At 72.9% G+C, this 22207-nt stretch carries 18 protein-coding genes; 11 read left to right on the top strand and 7 right to left on the bottom strand.

Annotated elements, in window-relative coordinates:
- Positions 1–33: 33 nt before the first annotated feature.
- The 4 genes from AB0F77_RS11690 (at position 34) to asnB (ending at position 6626) form a co-directional block, all read left to right on the top strand.
- Positions 34–2487, top strand: coding sequence for a thioester reductase domain-containing protein (locus AB0F77_RS11690; RefSeq protein WP_361945328.1), 2454 nt, complete (start codon positions 34–36; stop codon positions 2485–2487).
- Complete coding sequence (locus AB0F77_RS11685; RefSeq protein ID WP_361945325.1) at positions 2484–3620, top strand: alpha/beta fold hydrolase; 1137 nt, start codon at positions 2484–2486, stop codon at positions 3618–3620. Before AB0F77_RS11690 ends, AB0F77_RS11685 begins: the two co-directional genes overlap by 4 nt.
- A gap of 62 nt (positions 3621–3682) precedes the next feature.
- Complete coding sequence (locus AB0F77_RS11680) at positions 3683–4465, top strand: alpha/beta hydrolase (protein ID WP_361945322.1); 783 nt, start codon at positions 3683–3685, stop codon at positions 4463–4465.
- Between the two features lie 319 nt (positions 4466–4784).
- Complete coding sequence (gene asnB / locus AB0F77_RS11675) at positions 4785–6626, top strand: asparagine synthase (glutamine-hydrolyzing) (protein ID WP_361945319.1); 1842 nt, start codon at positions 4785–4787, stop codon at positions 6624–6626.
- Here the strand turns inward: asnB and AB0F77_RS11670 are convergent.
- Positions 6619–7137, bottom strand: coding sequence for a DUF4232 domain-containing protein (locus AB0F77_RS11670; RefSeq protein WP_361945316.1), 519 nt, complete (start codon positions 7135–7137; stop codon positions 6619–6621). The genes asnB and AB0F77_RS11670 overlap by 8 nt on opposite strands.
- A 137-nt stretch (positions 7138–7274) precedes the next feature.
- Positions 7275–8894, bottom strand: coding sequence for an alpha/beta hydrolase (locus tag AB0F77_RS11665; RefSeq protein WP_361945313.1), 1620 nt, complete (start codon positions 8892–8894; stop codon positions 7275–7277).
- 252 nt (positions 8895–9146) lie between these two features.
- On the opposite strand from AB0F77_RS11665, the gene AB0F77_RS11660 reads away from it, so the two are divergent.
- The gene (locus tag AB0F77_RS11660; protein WP_361945311.1) at positions 9147–9815 is read left to right on the top strand and encodes a chaplin family protein; all 669 of its coding nucleotides are present in this window, start codon (positions 9147–9149) and stop codon (positions 9813–9815) included.
- 79 nt (positions 9816–9894) lie between these two features.
- Here the strand turns inward: AB0F77_RS11660 and AB0F77_RS11655 are convergent, their stop codons facing one another.
- Complete coding sequence (locus AB0F77_RS11655) at positions 9895–10374, bottom strand: nucleoside deaminase (protein ID WP_361945847.1); 480 nt, start codon at positions 10372–10374, stop codon at positions 9895–9897.
- Between the two features lie 188 nt (positions 10375–10562).
- Between AB0F77_RS11655 and AB0F77_RS11650 the strand changes: the two genes are divergently transcribed.
- Positions 10563–11339, top strand: a complete 777-nt coding sequence (locus AB0F77_RS11650; RefSeq protein WP_361945308.1) for a GNAT family N-acetyltransferase — start codon at positions 10563–10565, stop codon at positions 11337–11339.
- A 443-nt stretch (positions 11340–11782) separates the two neighbouring features.
- Here AB0F77_RS11650 and AB0F77_RS11645 read toward each other — a convergent pair whose 3' ends face one another.
- Complete coding sequence (locus tag AB0F77_RS11645; RefSeq protein ID WP_361945305.1) at positions 11783–12046, bottom strand: GlsB/YeaQ/YmgE family stress response membrane protein; 264 nt, start codon at positions 12044–12046, stop codon at positions 11783–11785.
- Between the two features lie 212 nt (positions 12047–12258).
- Here AB0F77_RS11645 and AB0F77_RS11640 point away from each other — a divergent pair, with 212 nt between their 5' ends.
- The gene (locus AB0F77_RS11640; RefSeq protein ID WP_361945302.1) at positions 12259–13710 is read left to right on the top strand and encodes a hydrolase; all 1452 of its coding nucleotides are present in this window, start codon (positions 12259–12261) and stop codon (positions 13708–13710) included.
- 46 nt (positions 13711–13756) lie between these two features.
- On the opposite strand, the gene AB0F77_RS11635 is transcribed toward AB0F77_RS11640, so the two are convergent.
- Positions 13757–16474 (bottom strand): sugar-binding domain-containing protein, encoded by a 2718-nt coding sequence (locus AB0F77_RS11635; RefSeq protein WP_361945300.1) that lies wholly within the window; start codon positions 16472–16474, stop codon positions 13757–13759.
- A 103-nt stretch (positions 16475–16577) separates the two neighbouring features.
- A complete protein-coding gene (locus AB0F77_RS11630; RefSeq protein WP_361945297.1) occupies positions 16578–17759 on the bottom strand; it encodes an ROK family transcriptional regulator in 1182 nt (393 codons plus the stop codon).
- Between the two features lie 117 nt (positions 17760–17876).
- Between AB0F77_RS11630 and AB0F77_RS11625 the strand changes: the two genes are divergently transcribed.
- Entirely contained in the window at positions 17877–19331 is a 1455-nt protein-coding gene (locus AB0F77_RS11625; protein WP_361945294.1) for an APC family permease, read from the top strand.
- A 104-nt stretch (positions 19332–19435) separates the two neighbouring features.
- The gene (locus AB0F77_RS11620; RefSeq protein WP_361945844.1) at positions 19436–20203 is read left to right on the top strand and encodes a metalloregulator ArsR/SmtB family transcription factor; all 768 of its coding nucleotides are present in this window, start codon (positions 19436–19438) and stop codon (positions 20201–20203) included.
- A 72-nt stretch (positions 20204–20275) separates the two neighbouring features.
- Here the strand turns inward: AB0F77_RS11620 and AB0F77_RS11615 are convergent, their stop codons facing one another.
- On the bottom strand, positions 20276–20716 hold the full coding sequence (locus AB0F77_RS11615; RefSeq protein ID WP_361945291.1) for an SPW repeat protein: 441 nt from the start codon (positions 20714–20716) through the stop codon (positions 20276–20278).
- 218 nt (positions 20717–20934) lie between these two features.
- On the opposite strand from AB0F77_RS11615, the gene AB0F77_RS11610 reads away from it, so the two are divergent.
- Together AB0F77_RS11610 and AB0F77_RS11605 are read left to right on the top strand one after the other, a co-directional pair.
- Complete coding sequence (locus AB0F77_RS11610) at positions 20935–21108, top strand: hypothetical protein (RefSeq protein ID WP_361945288.1); 174 nt, start codon at positions 20935–20937, stop codon at positions 21106–21108.
- Positions 21109–21882: 774 nt separating this feature from the next.
- Positions 21883–21966, top strand: coding sequence for a putative leader peptide (locus AB0F77_RS11605; protein ID WP_361374499.1), 84 nt, complete (start codon positions 21883–21885; stop codon positions 21964–21966).
- Positions 21967–22207: the final 241 nt, after the last annotated feature.

The raw sequence follows: 22207 nt of genomic DNA, 5'->3' as shown, positions 1-22207 counted from the left end.
GACGGCAGGAACCGTACGAAGCGAAGGACTCCCATGCGTGAACTGAACGACGACCTCGACCGGCGTACGACCGCCGAGTCCATCGAACGGGGCGGCGGGGGACCCGGCGTGGCCGAACTCCTGGCCAGGGTGAGGGCGGTGGAGGAAGCGCCCGCGTCCGCGACGCCCGTGCGGGACGCGACGGCACTCGCCGAGACCATCGCGGCCGCCGCCGGCCGGCATCTGCCCGGCGGTGAACTCGCCCCCGACGCCGACTTCTTCGACGCCGGCGGCACCTCCGTCCACGCGGTGGAGCTCGCCGCCGAGCTGGAGGAGGAGCTGGGCATCGAGATCGACCTCGACGACGTCTTCGCCGACGCCCGCCCCACCGCCCTGGCCCACCGCTGGCTCCCCGCCCTCCCGGCGGCCCCGGACGCCCGGACGCCCGCCCCCGCGCGTGACCCGCACACCCCCGTCCCCACCGCGCTGCCCCCCGTCGCCACCGCCCTGCCCGCCGTCGCCACCACCCCGCACACCCCTTTCCCCACCACCCCGCACACCCCTTTCCCCACCACCCCGCCCGGCCTCCCCACGGTCCTGCCCGCCGTCCGCCCCCGCACCCTCCCCGCCCCCCGCACCCCGGCCCCCGCGCGGCACGGGGAGACCGGGCCCGTGCGGGCCAGGCAGGAGGACCTGGCGCAGATCCTGGAGGACCTGTCCCTCGCCGACCGGCTGCCCTTCGTCGACGTGCCGGAGCCCGTGGCGCCCCGGCGGATCCTGCTCACCGGGGCGACCGGATTCCTCGGCGGGCACATGCTGCTCGACCTGCTGCGGCACAGCGACGCCCAGGTGTACTGCCTCGTCCGCGCGGACGACGAGGAGTCCGCGACCGCCCGGCTCGGCGAGCAGTTGCGCGCCCACCTGCTGCCCTGGTCCTCCGAGGTCCGCCGCCGCATCACCGTCCTGCCCGGCGACATCCGCCACCCCCGCCTCGGCCTGACCGACGAGCGGTGGCACACCCTCGCCCACGAACTCGACAGCGTCGTCGGTGTGGCGGCGGCCGTCGACTTCCTGCGCGGCTACCGGTCCCTGCGCGCGAGCAACGTCCTCGGCGCCCTCACCCTCGCCGAACTCGCCGCGACCGGACGCCCCAAGCCGCTGCACCACATCTCCTCCATCGCCGTGTTCAACGAGGTCGGCATCACCTCCATGGGCGAGGACGACCCCCTCGCCCACGTCGACCGGCTCATCTCCGGCTACGACCAGTCCAAGTGGGCCGCCGAGGTCGCCCTGCGCCGCGCCCGCGACCACGGCCTCGTCGTCACCGCGCTGCGCCCCGGAGGCATCGGCGGCCACACCCGCACCGGCGCCCACAACCCGCTCGACCTCAGCAGCGGCCTGATCTCGGCCTTCGGCCGCCACCGCACCGTACCGGCGTTCCGGCACCTCAACGCGGCCCCCGTGGACTGGGTGAGCCGGGTGGCCGTCGCCACCGTGTGCGAACCCGACGCCTGGGGCTTCGACTACAACCTCACCGGCGTGCCCAACAGCCTCGACGACGTCGTGCGCGACATGGCGTTCGGCGGCATGCACGTCCGCGTCCAGGACTGGGACGAGTGGCGCGCCGACACCCTCGCCCGCCTCGACGCCGACCCCGTCCCCGAACTCGCCTTCCTCACCCGCGTACTGCGCAGCCCCACCGCGCTCAAACTGGTCGAGGCCACCCTCAAGGGCCCCGAGGCCGGCGCCGAACGCACCGCCGCCCTCGTCGCCGCCCTCGGTCTGCCGCCCGCCGCCCGCTACGACGCCCGCGCCCAGCTCAAGACCTTCGAGAAGCTCGCCGCCGACGGCCTCGCCCGCCTCCCGCACAAGGACGACCAGCCCTACCTCTGGTTCACGGAGACCACCGAGGGCACCGTGGGCCCCGTCGGCGCGACCGCCTCGACACCCTGCTCGATGGCGCTCACCCTCTCCATCGCCGGCATGCACCAACTGGTCAGGGAGCGCCGGGTGGACGTCAGCGGCGAGGTCACCTGCGCCGCGATCCACCCCGAGCCGCTGACCGTGGAGCGCGGCGACCTCTGGGTCCGCCCCGAGGAGGGCATCCCCCAGCGGCACGGACTGCGCCACCAACTCCTGCGCTACCGGCTGAAACTGGTCGACGCCGACGGCGGCAGGTGGTGGCTGGAGGGCCGCAAGTACGCCCGCGCCCGCCGCGACCTGTGGCGCCAGACCCGCGCCCTCACCGTCGAGATAGGGCGCGAGGGCGAGGCGGCCGGCCTGCTCGGCGAGGTCGTCGTCCCCGCCGACTCCTACGTCCGCGACCAGATCGACGGCATCAAGGTCGACCCGCGGCTCACCGGCCAGGAGAAGCGCGCCGCCAAGCTGACCTGGCTCGCCTGGTTCGGCCTGGAGATGGGCCGCGGGCTCGTCGGACCCTTCGCCCGCGCCGCCGCGGACCTGCTCGACCTGCGCCGCACCCCGAACCTCACGGAGCAGCAGCGATGATCTTCCGAACCAGTCCCAGGACCGCCCGGCCGGCGCTCCGCCGGGTCCGCACCACCGCCGGTCTGCGCCCGCTGCGCCACCGGCTCGACCCGGCGGCCGTCGAGGAGATCCCGCTGCGCACGGCCGACGGCGTCCGCATCGGCCTCACCCGCGTCCACACGGGCGACCCGGGGCGGCCCGCCGTGCTGATCCTGCACGGGCACACGGCGTCCGCCGACATGTTCCTGCTGCCCGAGACCCGCAACCTCGTGGACGTCCTGCTCGACGAGGGCTACGAACCCTGGCTGCTGGACTGGCGGGGCAGCTGCCGGCTGCCCTACAACGAGAACGGCGGCCGGTACACCTACGACGACGTCGCGCTGTACGACATCCCCGAGGCGGTCGCCCACGTCCGCACGCACATCGGCGACCGGCCGCTGTTCGTGGTCGCGCACTGCGTCGGCTCCCTCACCCTGTCGCTCAGCATGACCGCCGGGCTCGTCCCGGGACTCGCCGGAGTGGTCTCCCAGGGCGTGTTCCTCACGCCGAAGCTGGCGGGCCGCACCTCGCTGCGGATGTCGGTGATGGGGGAGCTGCTGAAGTCGCGCATCGACCACATCCCGGTCGACATCCGCAAGGTCGGCCTCTGGTCGAAGTACACCCCCCTGTTCGCGCTGGCCTCCCGCGGGGCGGACTGCCCCGACCCCACCTGCCAGATCCTGCACAACTCGGCCTGGGGCTCGGGCGCCTCGCTCTTCGTGCACGAGAACCTGGCCGAGGCCACCCACGACCGGCTCGCCGAACTCCTCGGCCCCGCGCCCCTGTGGATCCTGCCGCACCTGCGCCGCATCGAACTCGCCCGCACGGTCGTGCGCTGGCACGACACCGACCACCGCTACCGGGCGCTGCCGCCCAACGCGCTGGACGCGGTCGACCGCATCGACACCCCCGTCCTGCTGCTCGCGGGCAGCGACAACGGGCTGTGGCTGGACTCGCAGAAGCTCTGCCACGAGGTCCTGGCGCACCGCAGGCCCGAACTGGACGTGCGGTACGCGGAGATCCCCGGGTACGGCCACCTGGACACGTTCCTCGGCCGCGGCGCCGCCCTCGACGTCTACGGGCACATCCTCGACTTCCTGGGCGAACGACGGTGACGGCGGGCGCCCCGGCCGGTTACCGTACCGGTCAGTAACGGGACGGACACCAGGAGGCCCCCATGCCGCAGCTAGAGGTCGACGGCGCGGTGCTGACGTACGACGACGAGGGTCCCCGCGACGGCGACGGCGTGCCGCTCGTGTTCGTCCACGGCTGGACGGCCGACCGGCACCGCTGGGACCACCAGATCGGGCACTTCTCGGCGACCCGCCGGACGGTCAGGCTGGACCTGCGCGGGCACGGCGAGAGCACCGGGGCGGGCGTGCGCACGGTCGCCGAACTGGCGGACGACGTGCTCGCCCTGCTCGGCCACCTGGAGATCGACCGCTGCGTCCTGGTCGGCCACTCCCTGGGCGGGATGATCGCCCAGACCGTCGCGCTCGCCCACCCCGAGCGGGTCGAGCGGCTGGTCCTGGTCGACTCCATCGGCCGGATGACCTACAGCCGTGGCCGGGGCCTGCTCATGGCGGTGTCCACGCTCGTGCCGTTCAAGCTGTTCGTCGCCGCCAACATCCAGCGCGCCTTCTCGCCTGGCTACCCGCGCGAGGAGGTCCGCAAGTACGTCCGCGCCTCCGCCGGCACGCCCCGCGAGGTCGTCATGACGCTCTACGGGGCCATGCGCGCCTTCGACGTCCTCGACCGCGTCGGCGAGATCACCGCCCCCACCCTGCTGGTGCACGGCTACCACGACGTGCAACTCCCCGTCGCGCAGATGCTGCGGATGGCGAAGGAGTACCGGGACGCGACGATCCGGATCGTCGACGCGGGCCACGAGCTGCCCGTGGAGAAGCCCGCCGAACTGACCGCGGCGATCGACGCGTTCGTCACCACCAAGGCGGCGTAGCGACCCGTACCGACCCACGATCACGGAGGACACCCGGACGGGTGTCCTCCGTTTTTGGCAACTCTTTGCCCGTGGCCGATTAGGGGCAGCCGCGGCCCGCCACCGCCGGGCCCGCCGCCTCTCGCGCAGGCAAAACACGGCCGAAAGAGTGGGGAGAAGGGGGCCGTCCGGGTTACGGCCGCGTTGACCGGATGGGGTGTCCGGACACACGGTTGTTACATAGATGCTCAATACAACTGGTTCGGCGCCCCCACCGCCCACGCGGAAAGTACGCAGGTGAACCGGGTGCGGCGGCCGGACCGGAGTGAGGAGGCACATGATGTGCGGCATCACCGGCTGGGTTTCCTTCGACCGTGACCTGCGGAACGAGACCGCCGCATTGGATGCGATGACGGAGACCATGGCCTGCCGCGGCCCCGACGACCGGGGCACCTGGACCGAGGGCCCCGCCGCCCTCGGACACCGCAGGCTCGCGATCATCGACCTGCCCGGCGGGCGCCAGCCCATGACCGCCGACACCCCCGACGGCACCGTCGGCCTCGTCTACTCCGGCGAGACCTACAACTTCACCGAACTGCGCCGCGAACTCACCGACCGCGGACACCGGTTCACCACCGACTCCGACACCGAGGTCGTCCTGCGCGGCTACCTCGAATGGGGCGACCGCCTCGCCGAGCGGCTCAACGGCATGTACGCCTTCGCCGTCTGGGACGGCCGCCACGACAGGCTCGTCATGATCCGCGACCGCATGGGCATCAAGCCCTTCTACTACGCCCCCACCCCCGACGGCGTCCTCTTCGGCTCCGAACCCAAGGCGATCCACGCCAACCCCCTGGTCCGGCGGCGCGTCGGCCTCGACGGGCTGCGCGAGATGTTCACCATGATCCAGACCCCGGGCCACGCCGTCTGGGAGGGGCTGCGCGAGGTCGAGCCCGGCACCGTCGTCACCGTCGACCGCGACGGCCCGCACACCCGCGTCTACTGGCGCCTGGAGACCCGCCCGCACACCGACGACCGCGACACCACCGTCGCCCGCGTCCGCGAACTCCTCGACGACATCGTGCGCCGCCAGCTCGTCGCCGACGTCCCCCGCTGCACCCTGCTGTCCGGCGGCCTCGACTCCTCCGCCATGACCGCGCTCGCCGCGCGGCAGCTCGCCGCCGAGGGCGAGAAGGTGCGCAGCTTCGCCGTCGACTTCGTCGGCCAGGCCGACAACTTCGTCGCCGACGAACTGCGCGGCACCCCCGACACCCCCTTCGTGCACGACGTGGCCCGGCTCGCCGGCACCGACCACCAGGACATCGTCCTCGACGCGCAGACCCTCGCCGACCCCGCCGTCCGCGCCAAGGTGCTCGGCGCCCGCGACGTGCCCGCCGGCCTCGGCGACCTGGACGCCTCCCTCTACCTGCTGTTCAAGGCCGTGCGCGAACGCTCCACCGTCGCCCTGTCCGGCGAGTCCGCCGACGAGGTCTTCGGCGGCTACCGCCAGTTCTTCGACGAGGAGGCCCGCACCGCCGAGACCTTCCCCTGGCTGGCCGTGACCGGACGGCACTTCGGCTCGGGCGCCGGCATCCTGCGCCCCGACCTCGTCAAGGCCCTGGACCTGGAGACGTACGTCGCCGACTCCTACCGCACCGCCGTCGCCGCCGTCCGGCGCCTCGACGGCGAGAGCGACTTCGAGTACCGGATGCGGCGGATGAGCCACCTCCACCTCACCCGGTTCGTCCGCGCCCTCCTCGACCGCAAGGACCGCATGAGCATGGCCGTCGGCCTGGAGGTCCGCGTCCCGTTCTGCGACCACCGGCTCGTCGAGTACGTGTTCAACGCGCCCTGGTCCCTGAAGTCCTTCGACGGCCGCGAGAAGACCCTGCTGCGGGAGGCCACGGCCGACGTCCTGCCGCGCTCCGTCTACGACCGGGTCAAGAGCCCCTACCCGTCCACGCAGGACCCCGGCTACGGCCGCGCCCTCCAGGACCAGGTGAAGGATCTGCTGGCCCGCCCCGACCACCCGGTGTTCGACCTCGTCGACCGGGAGCAGGCGGCCCGTGCCGCCCGCAGCGACACCCCCGCGAGCACCCAGGCGGGACGGCACGGACTGGAGCGGACCCTCGACCTGGCCCTGTGGCTGGACCTCTACGCCCCCGAGCTGACCCTCAGCTGAGGCCGAGCGCCCGGTCCGCGGCGGCCCGCGAGGGCTGCCACCACGTCGTCACCGGCTCCCACACCAGCACGGCGTCCCCGGCGCCCAGCCGGGCCGCCGTGAAGGTCCGCCCGAAGTGGGAGGGGTCGGCGGCGACGGTGATCGTGTCCACCCGGCGGGCCTCCGGGTCCGCCGGGTCGGCGATCGTGCGCACCGCCGCGTAGGCGGACGCGCCCGCCCCGATGCGGTACGGCCCGCTCTCGCCCTCGGGCACCGGCAGCGCGGCCCCGTCCAGGTCGCCGAAGGTCACCGTCGGGATGCGGTCGACGACGCAGGCGCGGCCACCCCGGTTGGTGACGTCGATACGGACGATGGACGGGGCGACGGCGTCCGCCTTCGCGCGGACGGTCAGGGCCTGCTCCGCGCAGGGCGCGACACGGGCCCCGGCGGCCTGGCTCTGCGGAGCGGACAGCAGCAGGGCGGCGACGGCGGCCGGAACGGCGCCCGCGGCCACGGCGGTACGGATGCGCATGAGGAACTCCCCCTGATTCGTTCGATGCGGTCACGGCGTGCCGAAGCACGCACACCCTGTGTGACGTGCGGGACCGCGCCGAGGTTGTACCGCTTCCCTGCCCGCCGTCCGACTGTCACCCGTCCGGAGCAGCCGGGTCACTGCCTGGAGGAGTACGGGGCGGAGTTCCAGCGGGTCCCGCCCGCCGGGCACGAACTGCCGTCCGGCGGCAGGGTTCCGTACAGCAGGAAGTCGTCGACCTTGCGGTGCACGCACTTGGACGACCCGTACCCGGTGTGGCCCTCGCCCTTGTTGTCCAGCACCACCGCGGCGGGACCGAGCCGCTTCGCCGTCTCCTCGGTCCAGCGGTACGGCGTGGCCGGGTCGCCCCGCGTGCCCACCAGCAGCACCTTCGCCGAGTCGAGGTCCTTCACCTTCTCGCGGATGAAGTCGGTGCCCTTCGGACGGCCGTAGCACATCAGCACCCCGGTCAGCCGGTGGCGGCCGAACACCGGCGACGCCTTCTCGTACGCCGCGCGCAGCCGTCCGACCTCCGCCGTCACCCGGGCCGCGGTGGGCCGGTCCGGGTCGTCCGCGCAGTTGATCGCCATGAACGCGGCCGGCAGATTGTCGAACGGGACGTCCGCCTCGTCCACCAGCCCGCCGGAGCCGCGCCACGGCGCCATGCCGCCCGACGCGAAGCTCTCCACCCCACTGGTGTCGCCGTTCTCGGTCAGCGCCGCCAGCGCCCGTTCCAGGGACGGCCACATCTCCTCGCTGTAGAGGGCCTGCCCGATCGCGCCCACCAGGTCCTGGCCGGTGAACGGCTCGCCGAAGCCCGTCGGCACCGGGTCCCGGTCGAGCGAACGCACCAGCTCGGTGACCTTGTCGCCCGCCGTGCGCCGGTCCTGCCCGAACGGGCAGCCCAGGTCGGTGACGCACCGGTCCAGGAAGCCGTCCAGCGCGGTCTGCTGCCCCGCGGCACCCGCGAGCCCCTGCTCGGACAGCGGCTCGGTCAGGGTGTCCACCCCGTCCAGGACCATCCGCCCCACCTTGCCGGGGAACTGCGTCGCGTACACCGCGCCGAGCCGGGTGCCGTAGGAGAAGCCCAGGTAGTTGAGCTTCCCGTCGCCGAGTGCCTGGCGTATGACGTCCATGTCGCGGGAGGTGTTCACCGTGCCCATGTGCCGCAGCACCGGCCCCGAGTGCTCGGCGCACTCGGCCGCGGCCTTCCTGAGCCGTTCCAGCATCGCCTTCGGGTCCCTGGCGTCCGGGGCCCGCACGGCGCTCTCCGGGACGTCGTCCGCGCCCTCGCCGCAGCTGACGGGGGAGGAGCGGCCGACCCCGCGCGGATCGAAGGTGACCACGTCGTAGCCGTTGGTCAGCCCCAGGTAGTCCTTGCCCGCCCCGGCGAGCGTGCTGATCCCGGGGCCGCCGGGCCCGCCGAAGTTCAGCAGCACCGAACCGCGGGACTTCCCGGTCGCCCGGTAGCGGGCCAGCGCCACGTCCAGGGTGCCGGCGTCCGGCCGGGCGTAGTCGAGCGGCACCGTCACCCGGCCGCAGCGCAGGTCTTTGGGCACGGCCGCGCCCTCGCAGGCTGACCAGACGACCTTCTGACGGTAGAAGCGGGTGAGATCCGGCTGCGACGCCTGCGACGGCTGCGCGGCGGTGGCCGCGGGCAGGCCCGCCGCGAGCAGGGCCAGCGCGACGACTCCGGCGCCCGCCCAGCGCCGGGCGGTGGGCCGTGTGGTGGGCCGTATGGACGGCTTGGCCAGCATCGATGCCTCCAGGGACGCCCCGCGGCGGACCCGGGCAGCGCCCTCGAACACCCTATGCGGGCCCCGGAACACCCGCCTCCGGACGGACCCGCTCAGGTGTACGGATAGTGGGCATTCGAGGTTTTTACCGCTGGTTCGACAGATTCACCACCCGATGGAGTGAAAGAGCGTTTAGCCATAACTCGGGTGCTCCGGCGGCGTTCTATCCGGTGCGGGCAAGTGCCCGCGTCCAAGTCTGGAAGGCAGGGAACCATGAAACGGTTCGCCCGAAACGGCGTGCTCGTCGTCGCGGCCGCTTCCGGGGCGATGGCCGTGGCCGGGCCGGCGTTCGCCGACTCGGCCGCGGACGGCTCCGCGGCCGACTCGCCGGGAGTGGCATCCGGCAACTCGATCCAGTTGCCGGTCCACGTCCCGGTCAACGTGTGCGGCAACACGGTGAACGTGCTGGGGCTCCTCAACCCCGTGGCGGGGAACTCGTGCGCCAACGAGGGCGGCTCCCGGGGCGGAGGGTCCGGCGGGTCGTCCACGTCCGGCGGTGCGAGCGCGCAGAGCGTCGAGTCCGACTCGCCGGGGCTGCTGTCCGGCAACGGCATCCAGGCCCCGGTCGACGTCCCCGTGAACGTCAGCGGGAACTCGGTCAACGTGGTCGGCATCGGCAACCCCGTGTTCGGCAACGAGTCCGTGAACGGCCCCGGCGAGCCGCCGGCGACCTCCACCCCGGAGCCGCCCGCCCCGCCGAGGTCCGAGCGGACCCCGCCGGAGCCGCAGGCCCCGCCGGCCACCCGTGAGGTGCCGCCCACCGGGCCGTCACTGGCCCACACGGGTGCGGACGCCACGGTGCCCGCCGTGGCCGGCGGTGCCGTGCTGCTGCTCGCCGGCACCGTGCTCTACCGGCGGTTCCGCCCCCACCAGGGGCGCTGACCGCACCCCACCGCACGGCCCCACCGGAATCCCGACCGGTGGGGTCCTCCCCTGTCCGCGGCCCCGCACCGGCCGCGGATCAGGTCACCCCGTGCGCGCGCCGGTGCAACGCCCGCATCCGCCCGGCCAGTTCGGGCACCGGCCCGTCGACCGGCACGCCCGGCGCGACCTCCCGCACCGGAAGGGGCCGCACCGCGAGCTCCGTCACCCCCAGCTCGCCCAGCCAGGCGACCAGTTGTTCGGACGAGGCGACGTACACGATGCGGCCGAGCCCCACCCAGGCGTGCGCCGCCGCGCACATCGGGCAGTGCTCGCCGGAGGTGTAGACGGTCGCAGCGGCCCGCTCCTCCGGGGCCAGTCGCTCGGCCGCCCAGCGGGCCAGCTCGAACTCCGGGTGCCGGGTGAGGTCCCCGCCGGACACCCGGTTGCGGTCCTCGGCCAGCACCGCCCCGTCCGCGCCGACCAGGACCGAACCGAACGGTTCGTCCCCCGCCTCCAGCGCCTCGGCCGCCAGCTCCACGCACCGGCGCAGATACCGCAGTTCGCTCTCCTCCACCATGGCGTACGCCCTTTCTCCCGGTCGGCTCCCGGGCACGGTACGGGTGCGCCGGGGCCTGTTCCAGGCCATGACCCGGGTGTCCGCGAACACCCCACGAACGGGGGTGAATCCGGCATCCCGTCGGCGGGAGGACGATCAGGACAGGAAAAACCATTGCTCCGCGTGGCGCGGGATGCTGGAGTGAGCGCATGGATCACGGTGCGGTACTCGCCCTCTACGACCGGGACATGCGCGAGGGAGCCAGGCCCGACGGCCCCGGGACGGAGGTCGAACACACCGGGCGCGTGGTGCGCCAGGTCGCCGACGACCATGGCTGGAACGGTGTGGTCTGGTCCGACCTGGACGAGTCGACCGCGGACGCGGCGATCGCCGAGCAGATCGCGCGCTTCACCGCGCTGGGCCGGGACTTCGAGTGGAAGCTGTACGGCCACGACCTCCCGGTGGACCTCGGCTCCCGGCTGCTGGCCGCCGGTTTCAGGGCCGAGCCCGAGGAGACGCTGATGGTCGCCGAGGTCGCCACCCTCACCGCCGACGCCGAACCGCCGGAGGGCATACGGATCGTGCCCGCCGTCGACGCGGCAGGCATCGACCTCGTCGTGGACGTGCACGAGAAGGCGTTCGGCACCGACGGCTCCCGGCTGCGCCGCCAGTTGCTCGCCAGGCTCGCCGACTCCCCCGACACCGTCGTCGCGGTGGTGGCGCTCGCCGGGGACGAACCCGTCAGCGCGGCCCGCATGGAACCGGTGCCCGGCACCCGCTTCGCCGGGCTGTGGGGCGGCGGCACCGTCGAGGCGTGGCGGGGCCGGGGCATCTACCGCGCCCTGGTCGCCCACCGCGCCCAGGCCGCCGCCGCCCGCGGCTACCGCTACCTCCAGGTCGACGCCTCGGTCCAGAGCCGCCCCATCCTCGAACGCCTCGGCTTCCAGCCCCTGAGCACGACGACGCCGTATCTGTACGGCCGCTGACGCCCGCTCGGCCGGAGCACGGAGCACGGAGCACGGAGCACGGAGCACGGAGCACGGAGCACGGAGCAGGGGGCGCGGGGCGCGGCAGCGGCCCGGGGCCGAACGACCCGGAGGTCGGGGCCGGTTGGCCCCACCGGGTCGCACGCGTGAGCTGTGATGCTGGTGTTCGAGGGCGCGGCACGGCGCTCTCGGGGGGACCGCCTCCCGTGGCGTCCGTCGTCTCGCGCACCCGGGACGTCACGGTCGAGGCACGGGCCCGTCGCCCGCAGCGGGGAGCCGCGCGCGGCGGGCCCGCGGTACCCCGCCCGACCGGCCCCGTCGCCCGGCCACTGCCCGGCGACGGGGCCGGTCCGGTCGTCACCGCCGGGTCCGCGCCGCTTCCCGCGGCCCGGTCCGACGCGATGTGCCGGACCGGCGCGGGTCGCCTCCGCCCGCCGGGCGGATCAGCGGCGGCTGCGGGACCGGTCCAGGGCGGCGACGCCCACCGCGGCCAGGGCGATCTGGATGAACCACTCGATCCAGTCGGGTCCGTCGGTGTCGGCGACGCCGAGGCCCGCGGCGATCGCCGAGCCGAGCAGCGCGGCGACGATGCCGACGACGATCGTCAGGACGATGCCGATGTGCTGGCGCCCGGGAACCACCAGGCGTCCCAGTACACCGATGATGATGCCGATGACGATGGCACTGATGATGCCCGCGATCTCCATGTCCGCCTCTTTCCGTTCGTGACCCTCCGTTCTGCAATCTGCCCGCAGAAAGCGGAGGCACGCCGTACCGGTTCTTGCCGGGACTTGGTGTTCACCGCACAGTCATGCCATGTACCTTTCAAGCGTGTGACGCGTGTAGAAGTCTCGGTCCCGCTCTACGCGCGAAGACATGGCGCCCCCACCGCCTCACCCCACTCACGGAGGTTCGCCGGATGCCCGCATCCAGAAGGTTCCGCCGCAGACTCACCACCGCCCTCGCCGGACTCGGCCTGCTCGTGACGGGCGCCGCCGTCCAGGTCGGCCCGAGCGCCGCCCCCGCCCACGCCGCCGGCACGCACCGCGTCCTGTTCGACAACGCCCACGCCGAAACGGCGGGCAACGCCGACTGGATCATCTCCACCAGCCAGCCCGACCCGCTCGGCCAGGACGCCACGCCCAACGCCGAGACCGACTGGACCGGCGCCCTGTCCTCGTGGGGGGTCGCCCTCCAGAAGGCCGGCGGCTACAGCCTCAAGACGCTGCCGTCGGGGTCGAGCCTCGCCTACGGCGGCTCGTCGGCGACCGACCTGTCGAACTTCGACACCCTGGTCCTGCCCGAGCCCAACACGCTGTTCACGTCCGCCGAGAAGACCGCCGTCATGAACTTCGTCAAGAACGGCGGCGGGCTGTTCATGATCTCCGACCACACCGGCGCCGACCGCAACAACGACGGCAAGGACGCGGTCGCGATCCTCAACGACCTGATGAGCAACAACAGCGTCGACTCCACCGACCCGTTCGGGTTCTCCATCGACGCGCTCGACATCGCCTCCGGCTACCCGGCGGCGATCACCTCCGCCACCGACCCGGTCCTGCACGGCCCGTTCGGCACGGTCACCAAGAGCCTCGTCGCCGACGGCACCACGGCCACGCTCAAGCCGGCCGACAACCCCGCCGTCAAGGGCCTGGTCTACCGCTCCGGTTCCTCGGGCAACACCGGCGCGTTCTTCCTGACCAGCACCTTCGGCAGCGGCCGGGTGGCCTTCTGGGGCGACAGCTCGCCCATCGACGACGGCACCGGCCAGTCCGGCAACACCCTCTACGACGGCTGGCACGACACGGGCGCCACCAACGCGGCCCTCGCCCTCAACGCCACGGCCTGGCTGGCCGGTTCGGGCTCCACCGGCGGCGGTGGTGGAGGCGGCGGCACCTGCACGGCGGGCCAGCTCCTCGGCAACGGCGGCTTCGAGTCGGGCGCCACCACCTGGAGCGCCGGCAGCGGTGTCATCACCGACTCCACGGGGGAGTCGCCCCGTTCGGGCTCCTACTACGCCTGGCTCGACGGCTACGGCACCGCCACCACCGACACCCTGTCCCAGACGGTGACCGTCCCCGCCGGGTGCACCTCCGCCACCCTCGGCTTCTATCTGCACGTCGACACGGCGGAGACCAGCACCACCACCGCCTACGACACCCTCAAGGCGCAGGTCCTGAACGGTTCCGGGACCGTGCTGAGCACCCTGGCGACCTACTCCAACCTGGACGCGAACAGCGGCTACACCCGGCGCAGCTTCAACCTCGCCGCCTACGCGGGCCAGACCGTCACCCTCAAGTTCACCGGCACCGAGGGCTCCAAGCTCCAGACGTCCTTCGTGATCGACGACACCGCGCTCGACGTCTCCTGAACCCTGGGGGGCGTCGCCCGCCCCCCACCGGGTCACCCGCGCCGGCTCACCGCGCGGCGACGGTCCGCTCCGGGGTGTTCCAGCCGGACACCCGTACCCGGGGCGCGGAGCCGTGCAGGTCGGAGGTGCGGTAGGTGGCGGTCAGCGTCACCGACTCGCCCGGCCACAGGCTGACGTCGTTGTCCGACCAGCGCACCGGCAGCACCGGCCGGCCCCGCGTGTCCACGAGGTGGACGTCCGTCAGCAGCGACGGAGTGCTCCCGCCGCCCGCGTGCCGCAGCGTCACCGTCGTGGTCGACGTCCCGCCGTCCGACACGGTCGACGCCTCGGCCGCCACCGGCACCGCCGCCATCGACTCCAGGCCCTTGAGGTCGGCGTAGCTCGTGGTCGGCGTGTAGTACCAGTCGGTGCGGTCCCAGTCGAGGGTGTCCGGCTCGGTGGAGAGCCAGTACACGTTCCGGCTCACCTCCCTGCCGTCGGGGCCGGTCAGCACCAGCCGCGCCAGATACGTCGCCGGCAGTCCCTCCACCGATTCGGGCAGCGTGAGCGCGGTGGTGTGCGCGCCGTCGCCCTCCACCGACACCCCGGCGACGGACCTGTCGTACAGCTGCCTGCCGTCGGGGGCGAACAGCGTGGCGCGCGCGGTGAGTCCGCTCGCGACGGCGTGCCGGTTGTTGACCACGGCCACCGAGCGGTCGTCGTAGGAGTACTGCACGTGCAGCGGCTCGCCCGCCTTCTTCGCCCCGAAGTAGGCCCCGCCCTGGTCGAGGTAACGGTCCGTCAACTGCCAGTGCAGGGACGTCCAGCCGCTGTTGAACATCCAGTAGACGACCCCGGTCGACGGCTCCGAGTCGTCCTTGGCGTTGCGCCCGTACGCCTCGAACTGCGCCCGCACGTTCTCGTACTGCGCGAGCTGCGCCTTGCGCACGTAGTCCGTCAGACTCGTCGGGGTGCCGTAACGGCCGCTCAGCGCCTCGTCGTAGATCTTCAGGGTGGCGAAGGTGTCGGACGGCGAGCGGTGGTACTGGCGGGCGTCCGGGTCCTTCCAGAGGGTGTCCAGCTCGGCCGGCGTCAGCATGCGGCGCAGCGTGTCGAGCGTGGGGACGTCGGGGCCGGCGCTGGTCTCGGAGTTGAAGCCGGTGGCCCCGCCCTCGCGCTTGGCGTACCAGTAGCCGGGCGGGACCCAGTCGTAGGGGCCGGTCATCTTCATGCCCGAACTACCCAGCTGCGGCGAGGACTTGTCGGACGCGGCGGCGACCACGGGGGTGGACCAGTCGGCGTCGCGCAGGGCGTCCAGGTAGTCCTTCTCGATGGTCGCGTCGGGGGCGAAGTCGCTTCCGATCAGGAACGAGATCACGCTCGGGTGGTCGCGCAGACGGGCGGCCTCGGCGGCCATCGACGCCTTGGCCACCGGGCGGTCGGCGGCCGTCCACTCCTCGCCCTTCTCGTCCCCGTTGACCTCGCCCTCCCACTTGTCGCAGCACTCCCAGCCCGGCAGGGTCAGCACACCGAGGCGGTCGGCCAGGTCGAAGAACTCGTCCGGTTCGATGTGCCCTTCGAGACGGATGGTGTTGAGGCCCAGGTCGAGGGCGTACTTCAGCCGGTCCTCCGCAAAGGTGCGGTCCCAGCGCAGGAACTCGTCCGGCGACCAGCCGCCGCCCTTGATCAGCAGATCGCGGCCGTTGATCCGGTACTGCCGTGCCCCGTCGGCGTTGAGGGGTGCCCGCACGTCCCGGACGCCGAAGGAGCTGTGCGCGGTGTCCGACGTCCGGCCGGAGACGGACGCGGTGAGGTCGAGGTCGTACAGGGGCTGGCCGCCCATGCCGGCGGGCCACCACACGCGCGGCGCGGTGAGGCGCAGTCCGGGGACGTCGGCGGGGGTGAAGGTCACGGTCCGTGTCTCGTGGGCGGCGAGGCGCACGGAGCTCCGCAGGGCGGTGCCCGCGACGCTGCCGGCGAGCTCGGCGGTGACGGGGGAGCCGGAGTCGTTGCGGACGCGTGCCTCGACCGTGAGGTCGGCGGTGGCGAGGGAGGGCACGGCGAGGTCGGTCACGACGTGCGCGTCACGCAGCGCCACCGGGCCGCCGCGGCGGACCAGGACGTCCCGGACGATGCCCATGTTCTCGTCGGGCGGCGGCTGGAGCCAGTCGAGCCAGCCCATCGTGAGGTTCTTCGTCGGCTCGTTGGGCCGGATGCGGAAGGCGACCGTGTTGGTGCCGGACCGGATCAGCGGGGTGATGTCCAGTTCGTGGTGGGTGTAGGCGCCGACCACCTTGTCCGCGTCGGCGACCCGGTGGCCGTTCACATAGACGTCGGCGGCCGAGATCACCCCGCTGAAGTCGAGGGAGGTGCGCTCGGAGGCGTCGGCGACGGTGAAGTCGGCGCGGTACCACCAGGGGACCCGGAAGTCGGCCCGGGGGATCTTCTCCTGGTCGGTGGAGTGGAACGGGTCCGGGTGGACGCCTTCGGCGAGCAGCGCGGCGAGCACGGTGGAGCGGGGGCCCGCGGGGTGCCACCCGGAGGTCGGATAGCCGGGGGAGGAGACGGCCGACGGGTCGTCGCCCACCTTCGCCGTCGACTGGATCGCGTACCCGGACAGCGGGGTGCCGGTGCCGGCCGCGGCGGGGACCCGGGTGACCGGGGCGGTGCCGTGCGGCCGGACGGGGTCGTGGAAACCGGCCCAGGCACCGGCGGACAGCGAGCAGAGCAGGCCCAGGAGGACGGCGGGGACGAGCCGGCGGCGGGCGGTGGGGGGAGGGGTCACGCGGGCTCCAGGCTGGTAAAGTTAGGAAACTTTACTAACCTGGGCCAAGCTAGGGGGCCCGACGGTCGCTGTCAATCATCCCGGCGCGCGGGGGACTTGGCCGTCACCCGGCCGAGCGACGCTCGTACACCAGCTCGCGCGCGGTGCCCAGCGCGGTCGCCACCGCCCCGAGCAGTACCGCGTCCTCGCCGAGTCCGCTCGGCGCGATCCGCGGCCGCAGCGGGGTGAGCGAGCGCAGATGTTCGCGCACCGGGCGCAGCAGCAGGTCCACGCTGTGGCCCACCCCGCCGCCGAGCACCACCAGATCAGGGTCGAGCACCGCGGCGGCGGCCGCCACGGTGTGCGCTATCCGCTCGCCCTCCAGCCGGACCGCCTCCACCGCGGCGGTGTTCCCGTGCCGTGCCGCGTCGAACACGCCCTTCGCGGTCAGCTGCCCGCTCATCCCGAACCGCCGTGCCGACTCCACCACGGCGAGCCCCGACACCGCGTCCTCCAGGCGCTCCGGCTTCCGCCGCCCCGGCCACGGCAGGAACCCGATCTCGCCGGCCAGCCCGTGCGCCCCGGTGAACAGCCGCCCCTCGCTGACCACACCCATGCCGAGCCCGGTGCCGATGAGGATGTACGCGAACAGCCTGCTGCCCGTGCCCACCCCGTACGTGTACTCGCCGAGCGCCGCGAGGTTGGCGTCGTTGTGCACCTCCAGCGGGATGCCCAGCTCCTCCCGCATCCGGTCGAACAGGCCCGTACGGCCCGACCCCGGCAGATGCATCGCGTACCGCACCCGCCGCTGCCGCTCGTCGTAGACGCCCGGTGTGCCCACCACCCCGTGGACCACCTCGGCCGGGTCCACCCCGGAGTTGGCGACGACCTGACGGGCCGTGCCGACCAGCAGGTCGGCCAGCGCGTCCGCGCCGCGGGCCCGGTTGCGCACGTCGGAGCGGGCGACCACGGAGCCGTCCAGGTCGACGACCGCGACCCGCAGCCAGCCCCGGCCCACGTCCACGCCCAGCGCGTGGCCGGCGGCCGGGTCGGGGGCGTACAGGACGGCCGTCCGGCCGCGCTCGGGCGCCTGGGTGCCGACCTCGCGGACCAGGCCCGCCGACTCCAGGAAGGCCAGCGCGCTGGACACGGTCGGCTTGGACAGGCCCGTCTCACGGGCCAGTTGGGCGCGGGAGGCCGCGCCGAGACCGCGCAGCCGGTCGAGCAGCAGCCGCTCGTTGGTGCTGCGCAGCCGCCGACGGCTCCAGGGCCGGTCCGGCTGCTCTACGACATCACTGACGGGCATCCGCTCATTCTCGTGCATTCCCGACGCACACTTGACGGGTCTAGTAAGGCTCCTTAACTTTATCCGCCACTCGGCCCTGTCGGGCGCACCCCTCCCTGCCCTGCGTCAGGAGTCCCCATGTCCGGTAGTCCGCCACCCGAGGGTGGCTTCGTCCGGCGCGTCGGCCCGTTCCAGGCGACCGCCATCAACATGAGCCAGATGTGCGGCATCGGTCCGTTCGTGACCATTCCGCTGATGGTCGCCGCGTTCGGCGGCCCCCAGGCGGTCATCGGGTTCGTCGCGGGCGCGCTGCTCGCCCTCTGCGACGGACTCGTATGGGCCGAACTCGGAGCCGCGATGCCCGGGTCCGGCGGCAGTTACGTCTATCTGCGCCAGGCGTTCCAGTACCGCACCGGCCGCCTCGTGCCGTTCCTCTTCGTGTGGACGGCGATGCTCTTCGTCCCGCTGATCATGTCCACCGGCGTGGTCGGCTTCGTCCAGTACCTGGGCTATCTGGCCCCGGGCCTCGGCCAGACCTCCGGCGACCTGATCGGACTCGGCGTCGTCGCCCTCGTCGTGCTGCTGCTGTGGCGCGGCATCGAGCACATCGCCCGGATCACCGCGGTGATGTGGACCGTGATGATCGCGTCCGTGCTGCTGGTGATCGTCGCCGCGGCCACGGACTTCAGCCCGCACCTCGCCTTCACCTATCCGGCGCACGCCTTCGACCTGGGCAGCGACCACTTCTGGCTGGGCTTCGCGGCCGGCCTGACCATCGGCATCTACGACTACCTCGGTTACAACACCACCGCCTACATGGGCGCCGAGATCAAGGACCCCGGCCGCACCCTGCCGCGCTCCATCATCTTCTCGATCGTCGGCATCATGACGATCTACCTGCTGCTCCAGATCGGGACGCTCGGGGTCGTCGACTGGCACCGCATGACCGATCCACACGACATCGCCTCGACCTCCGTCGCCTCCGCCGTCCTGGAGCGGACCTGGGGCAGGGGCGCCGCCGACACCGTGACCGTGCTCATCCTGATCACGGCGTTCGCCTCGGTGTTCACCGGACTGCTCGGCGGCTCGCGCGTGCCCTACGACGCGGCGCGCGACCGCGTCTTCTTCCGGCCCTACGGGAAGCTGCACCCCCGGCACCGCTTCCCGACGCTGGGCCTCGCCACCATGGGGGTGATCACCGCGATCGGCTTCCTCATCGGCCGCCACACGGACCTCGCCACCCTGATCCAACTGCTCACCACGGTCATGGTGATCGTCCAGGCGCTGGCCCAGATCGTCGCCCTCACGGTCCTGCGCCGGCGCCGGCCCACGCTGCGCCGCCCGTACCGGATGTGGCTGTATCCGGTGCCGAGCGTCGTCGCCCTGGTCGGCTGGTGCGTGATCTACGGGTACGCCGACCGCAACTCGCCGGGCCGTCACCCCATCGAGTGGTCCCTGGCCTGGCTCGCCCTGGGCTGCGCGGCGTTCCTGGTGTGGGCCCGCCTGGAGAAGGTGTGGCCGTTCGGGGAGCGCGAGATCAGCGAGGACTACCTCACCGCACAGCGGCAGGACACGGCGCCCACGGGGGTCTGACCTGTGCGAACGCGGTGTCGGGGCGCGCCGGGGCTCGGGCGGGCCTTGACATGCAGGTGATTGCCTGCATAACGTTCGGTGTGCGATCGGAGGACGACACCCGGATGGACAAGGTCTTCAAGGCGCTGGCCGACGAGACGCGCAGGCGGTTGCTGGACCGGCTGCACGAACACAACGGCCAGACGCTGGCGGAACTGTGCGCCCACATCGCCATGACGAGGCAGTCGGTGACCCAGCACCTGTCCGTCCTGGAGGCCGCGAACCTGGTCAGCACCGTGCGGCGGGGGCGGGAGAAGCTGCACTACCTCAACCCCGTGCCGCTCCACGAGATCCAGGAGCGGTGGATCGACAAGTTCGAGCGCCCGCGCCTGCGCGCGCTCGGCGACCTGAAGCGACGAGCCGAGGAAGCCATGAGCGACACACCCAGCTATGTGTACGTCACCTATATCCGCAGCACCCCCGAGAAGGTCTGGGAGGCGCTCACCAGCGCCGAACTGACCGCCGACTACTGGGGTCACAGCAACGTGTCGGACTGGCGCGAGGGCTCCCGCTGGGAACACCGGCGCATCGACGGCTCGGGCGTCGCCGACGTGATCGGCACCGTCGTGGAGAGCGAACCCCCGACCCGGCTCGTGACCACGTGGGCGGCACCGGAGAACGAGGGCCGGGAGGACAAGTACTCCCGGGTCACCTACGACATCAGGCCGCACGACGACATCGTGCGGCTGACCGTCACCCATGAGGATCTCAATGACGAGGGTGAGCTGTCCGACGTGTCCTACGGCTGGCCGGCGGTCCTGTCCAACCTCAAGTCGCTCCTGGAGACCGGGAGCACGCTGCCGCAGGCGCCGTGGGAGGTGCCGGGCAGGTGACGGCGGGCACCGCGGGCCGGTCCGCGCCCTTGCGGACCGGCCCGCGTCCTCCCTTCCAGGAGTGGGGTCCGCTCAGACCTTGGACGTGCTCTTCGCCGCCGTGCCGGCGCAGATCAGCCCGAGGATCACGGCCAGCGCCCCGATGATGACGTTGTTGAGCACGACTCCGGTGTCGGGGCTGCTGCCCACGACCCATGGGGCAATGATCATCCAGATGCCCAGCGCGCACATGGCCCAGCTGAGGCCGTACATCCGCTCGGGGGCCCGGGTGAACCCCAGGGCGAGCAGGCCTATAGCGATACCCATGATCAGGTTGTGGGTCACGAGCGCGGGCTGGCTCGTCGTGTAGTGGAGTATCCACGGGGACGCCGCGCAGTACAGACCGAGGAGGAACACCGGTCCGTCCACGAGCGCCACGTCGCGACCACCGAGTACGCGGGCGTAGCGTGCCCGCATTTCGGAGACATCGGGGTGGGTCGTCATGTCACCCCTGGAGTGCGAGACGTCGGACATGATTCGTCTCCTTCGACTGGCAGGCCCGATCGGCAGGCCCCACCGCGTCCCGTCTGTGCGGTGCGCGGTCGGCGCCGCGTACGCCCATTCTGCGCTTATTTCATCCTTATGTGTAGGGCTGGGGGCAGGTGCGGGGCGCTCCGGTGTGCCGGGTGCGATCCGGGGCAGCCGGACAGGGAGCCGAACTGTCCGTGAACACCCGGGAGGAGTCCGCGTCGATGAGCACGAAGGTCCTGGAACGATTCCCGGCCGGAGCACCGCGCGGGTCGTGGCCGGCGGAGGAGTACGCGGCACGCCGCCGCGCCGAGGGCGAACCGGCCACGGTCGTCATGGATCTGACGTCCGACGCCTTCCTGGTCGTGGTACGGAGCGGCGAGGAGGAAGCGGCGTAGAGCGGTTCGGCCGAGGGTGCGCCGGGCGGCGCCGGGACGAAGGGACCGCGGGGCGCCGCCGGACGGCGTGCCGGGTTGCGGTGGTCGAGCGGCCTGCCGGGCGCGTCGCCCGGACGGTGGGCCGACCGCGGCGCCCCGGGCGGCGGGCCCTGTGCACAAACGGTTTGTGCGGCCCGGACAGCGGGGTTGGCGCGCGAACGGCTCGGTGGCCCGGGTTGCGGGCCCTGCGCACGGACGGTTCGCGGGGGCTCCGCGTCGCCTGCGGCACCGACGCGGTACGGCGGCGCGCCCTGGCCGCGCGCCGGAGCGTTGACGGCATCCTCGTGCCCGGGCACCGGCGGACGGTCGGTGGACGACCGTCCCCGGAAGCCGTGGCGGATCACCGTGCCCAACCGCCGCGAACGGCCGTCCCGGTGGCATCCCCCTGCCGGAGCATCGACGAACGACCGGTGGACGACCGTTCCCGGCTGCCGCGGCGGACGACTGTGCCGGACCGCTGCGGCGGCGTCCCCGTGCCGGAGCGTCGGCGGCCGTCGGTGGACGGCCGTGCCCGGCTGTTGCGGTGTGTCGCCTTGCCCAACCGCCGCCGTGGGCAACCGCGCAGGATCGCCCCCCCCGGTGGATCACCCGTCGTGCCGAAGCCGGGCCGCGCCGTCGTCCCCGGTACCCGTGTGACCAGCGGCGCGTGTCCGTTTCGGCGTCGGGGTCCGCGATGCGAGATCGTGGACGGGTTCTCCTTGACCGGCGTCGACGGCGGCTGACACGATCGACGCCATGACGATGCGACTGGACCTCACGCGGCGACGCCATGTCGACCTCGCGCGCGTCTCCAGCGCCTCCTGTCGCCCCGCGGCCTGATCCCTCCCGGTCCGCCGCGCTCACCCGCGTCGCACGGCGCAGCCCCGGTCGGCCTTCCTGGCCGGTGCACCGCGTCCGCCCGCGCCGCCGCGGGCCCCGTCGCACACGGCGCCCCGAAGGACAACTCCGCGGCACGAGCCCCGTGTTGCACCGAGTGCCAGTGACCCGCACCCGTCGCACCTCACCCGCACCCGCCCGGCCCACCCGGACCGTCCGGGCCCCGGCTCCCAGAAGGGGGTAT

The sequence above is a fragment of the Streptomyces sp. NPDC026672 genome (genome assembly GCF_040638185.1).
Taxonomy (GTDB): domain Bacteria; phylum Actinomycetota; class Actinomycetes; order Streptomycetales; family Streptomycetaceae; genus Streptomyces.
This window is presented reverse-complemented; position numbering and strand designations above follow the sequence as displayed.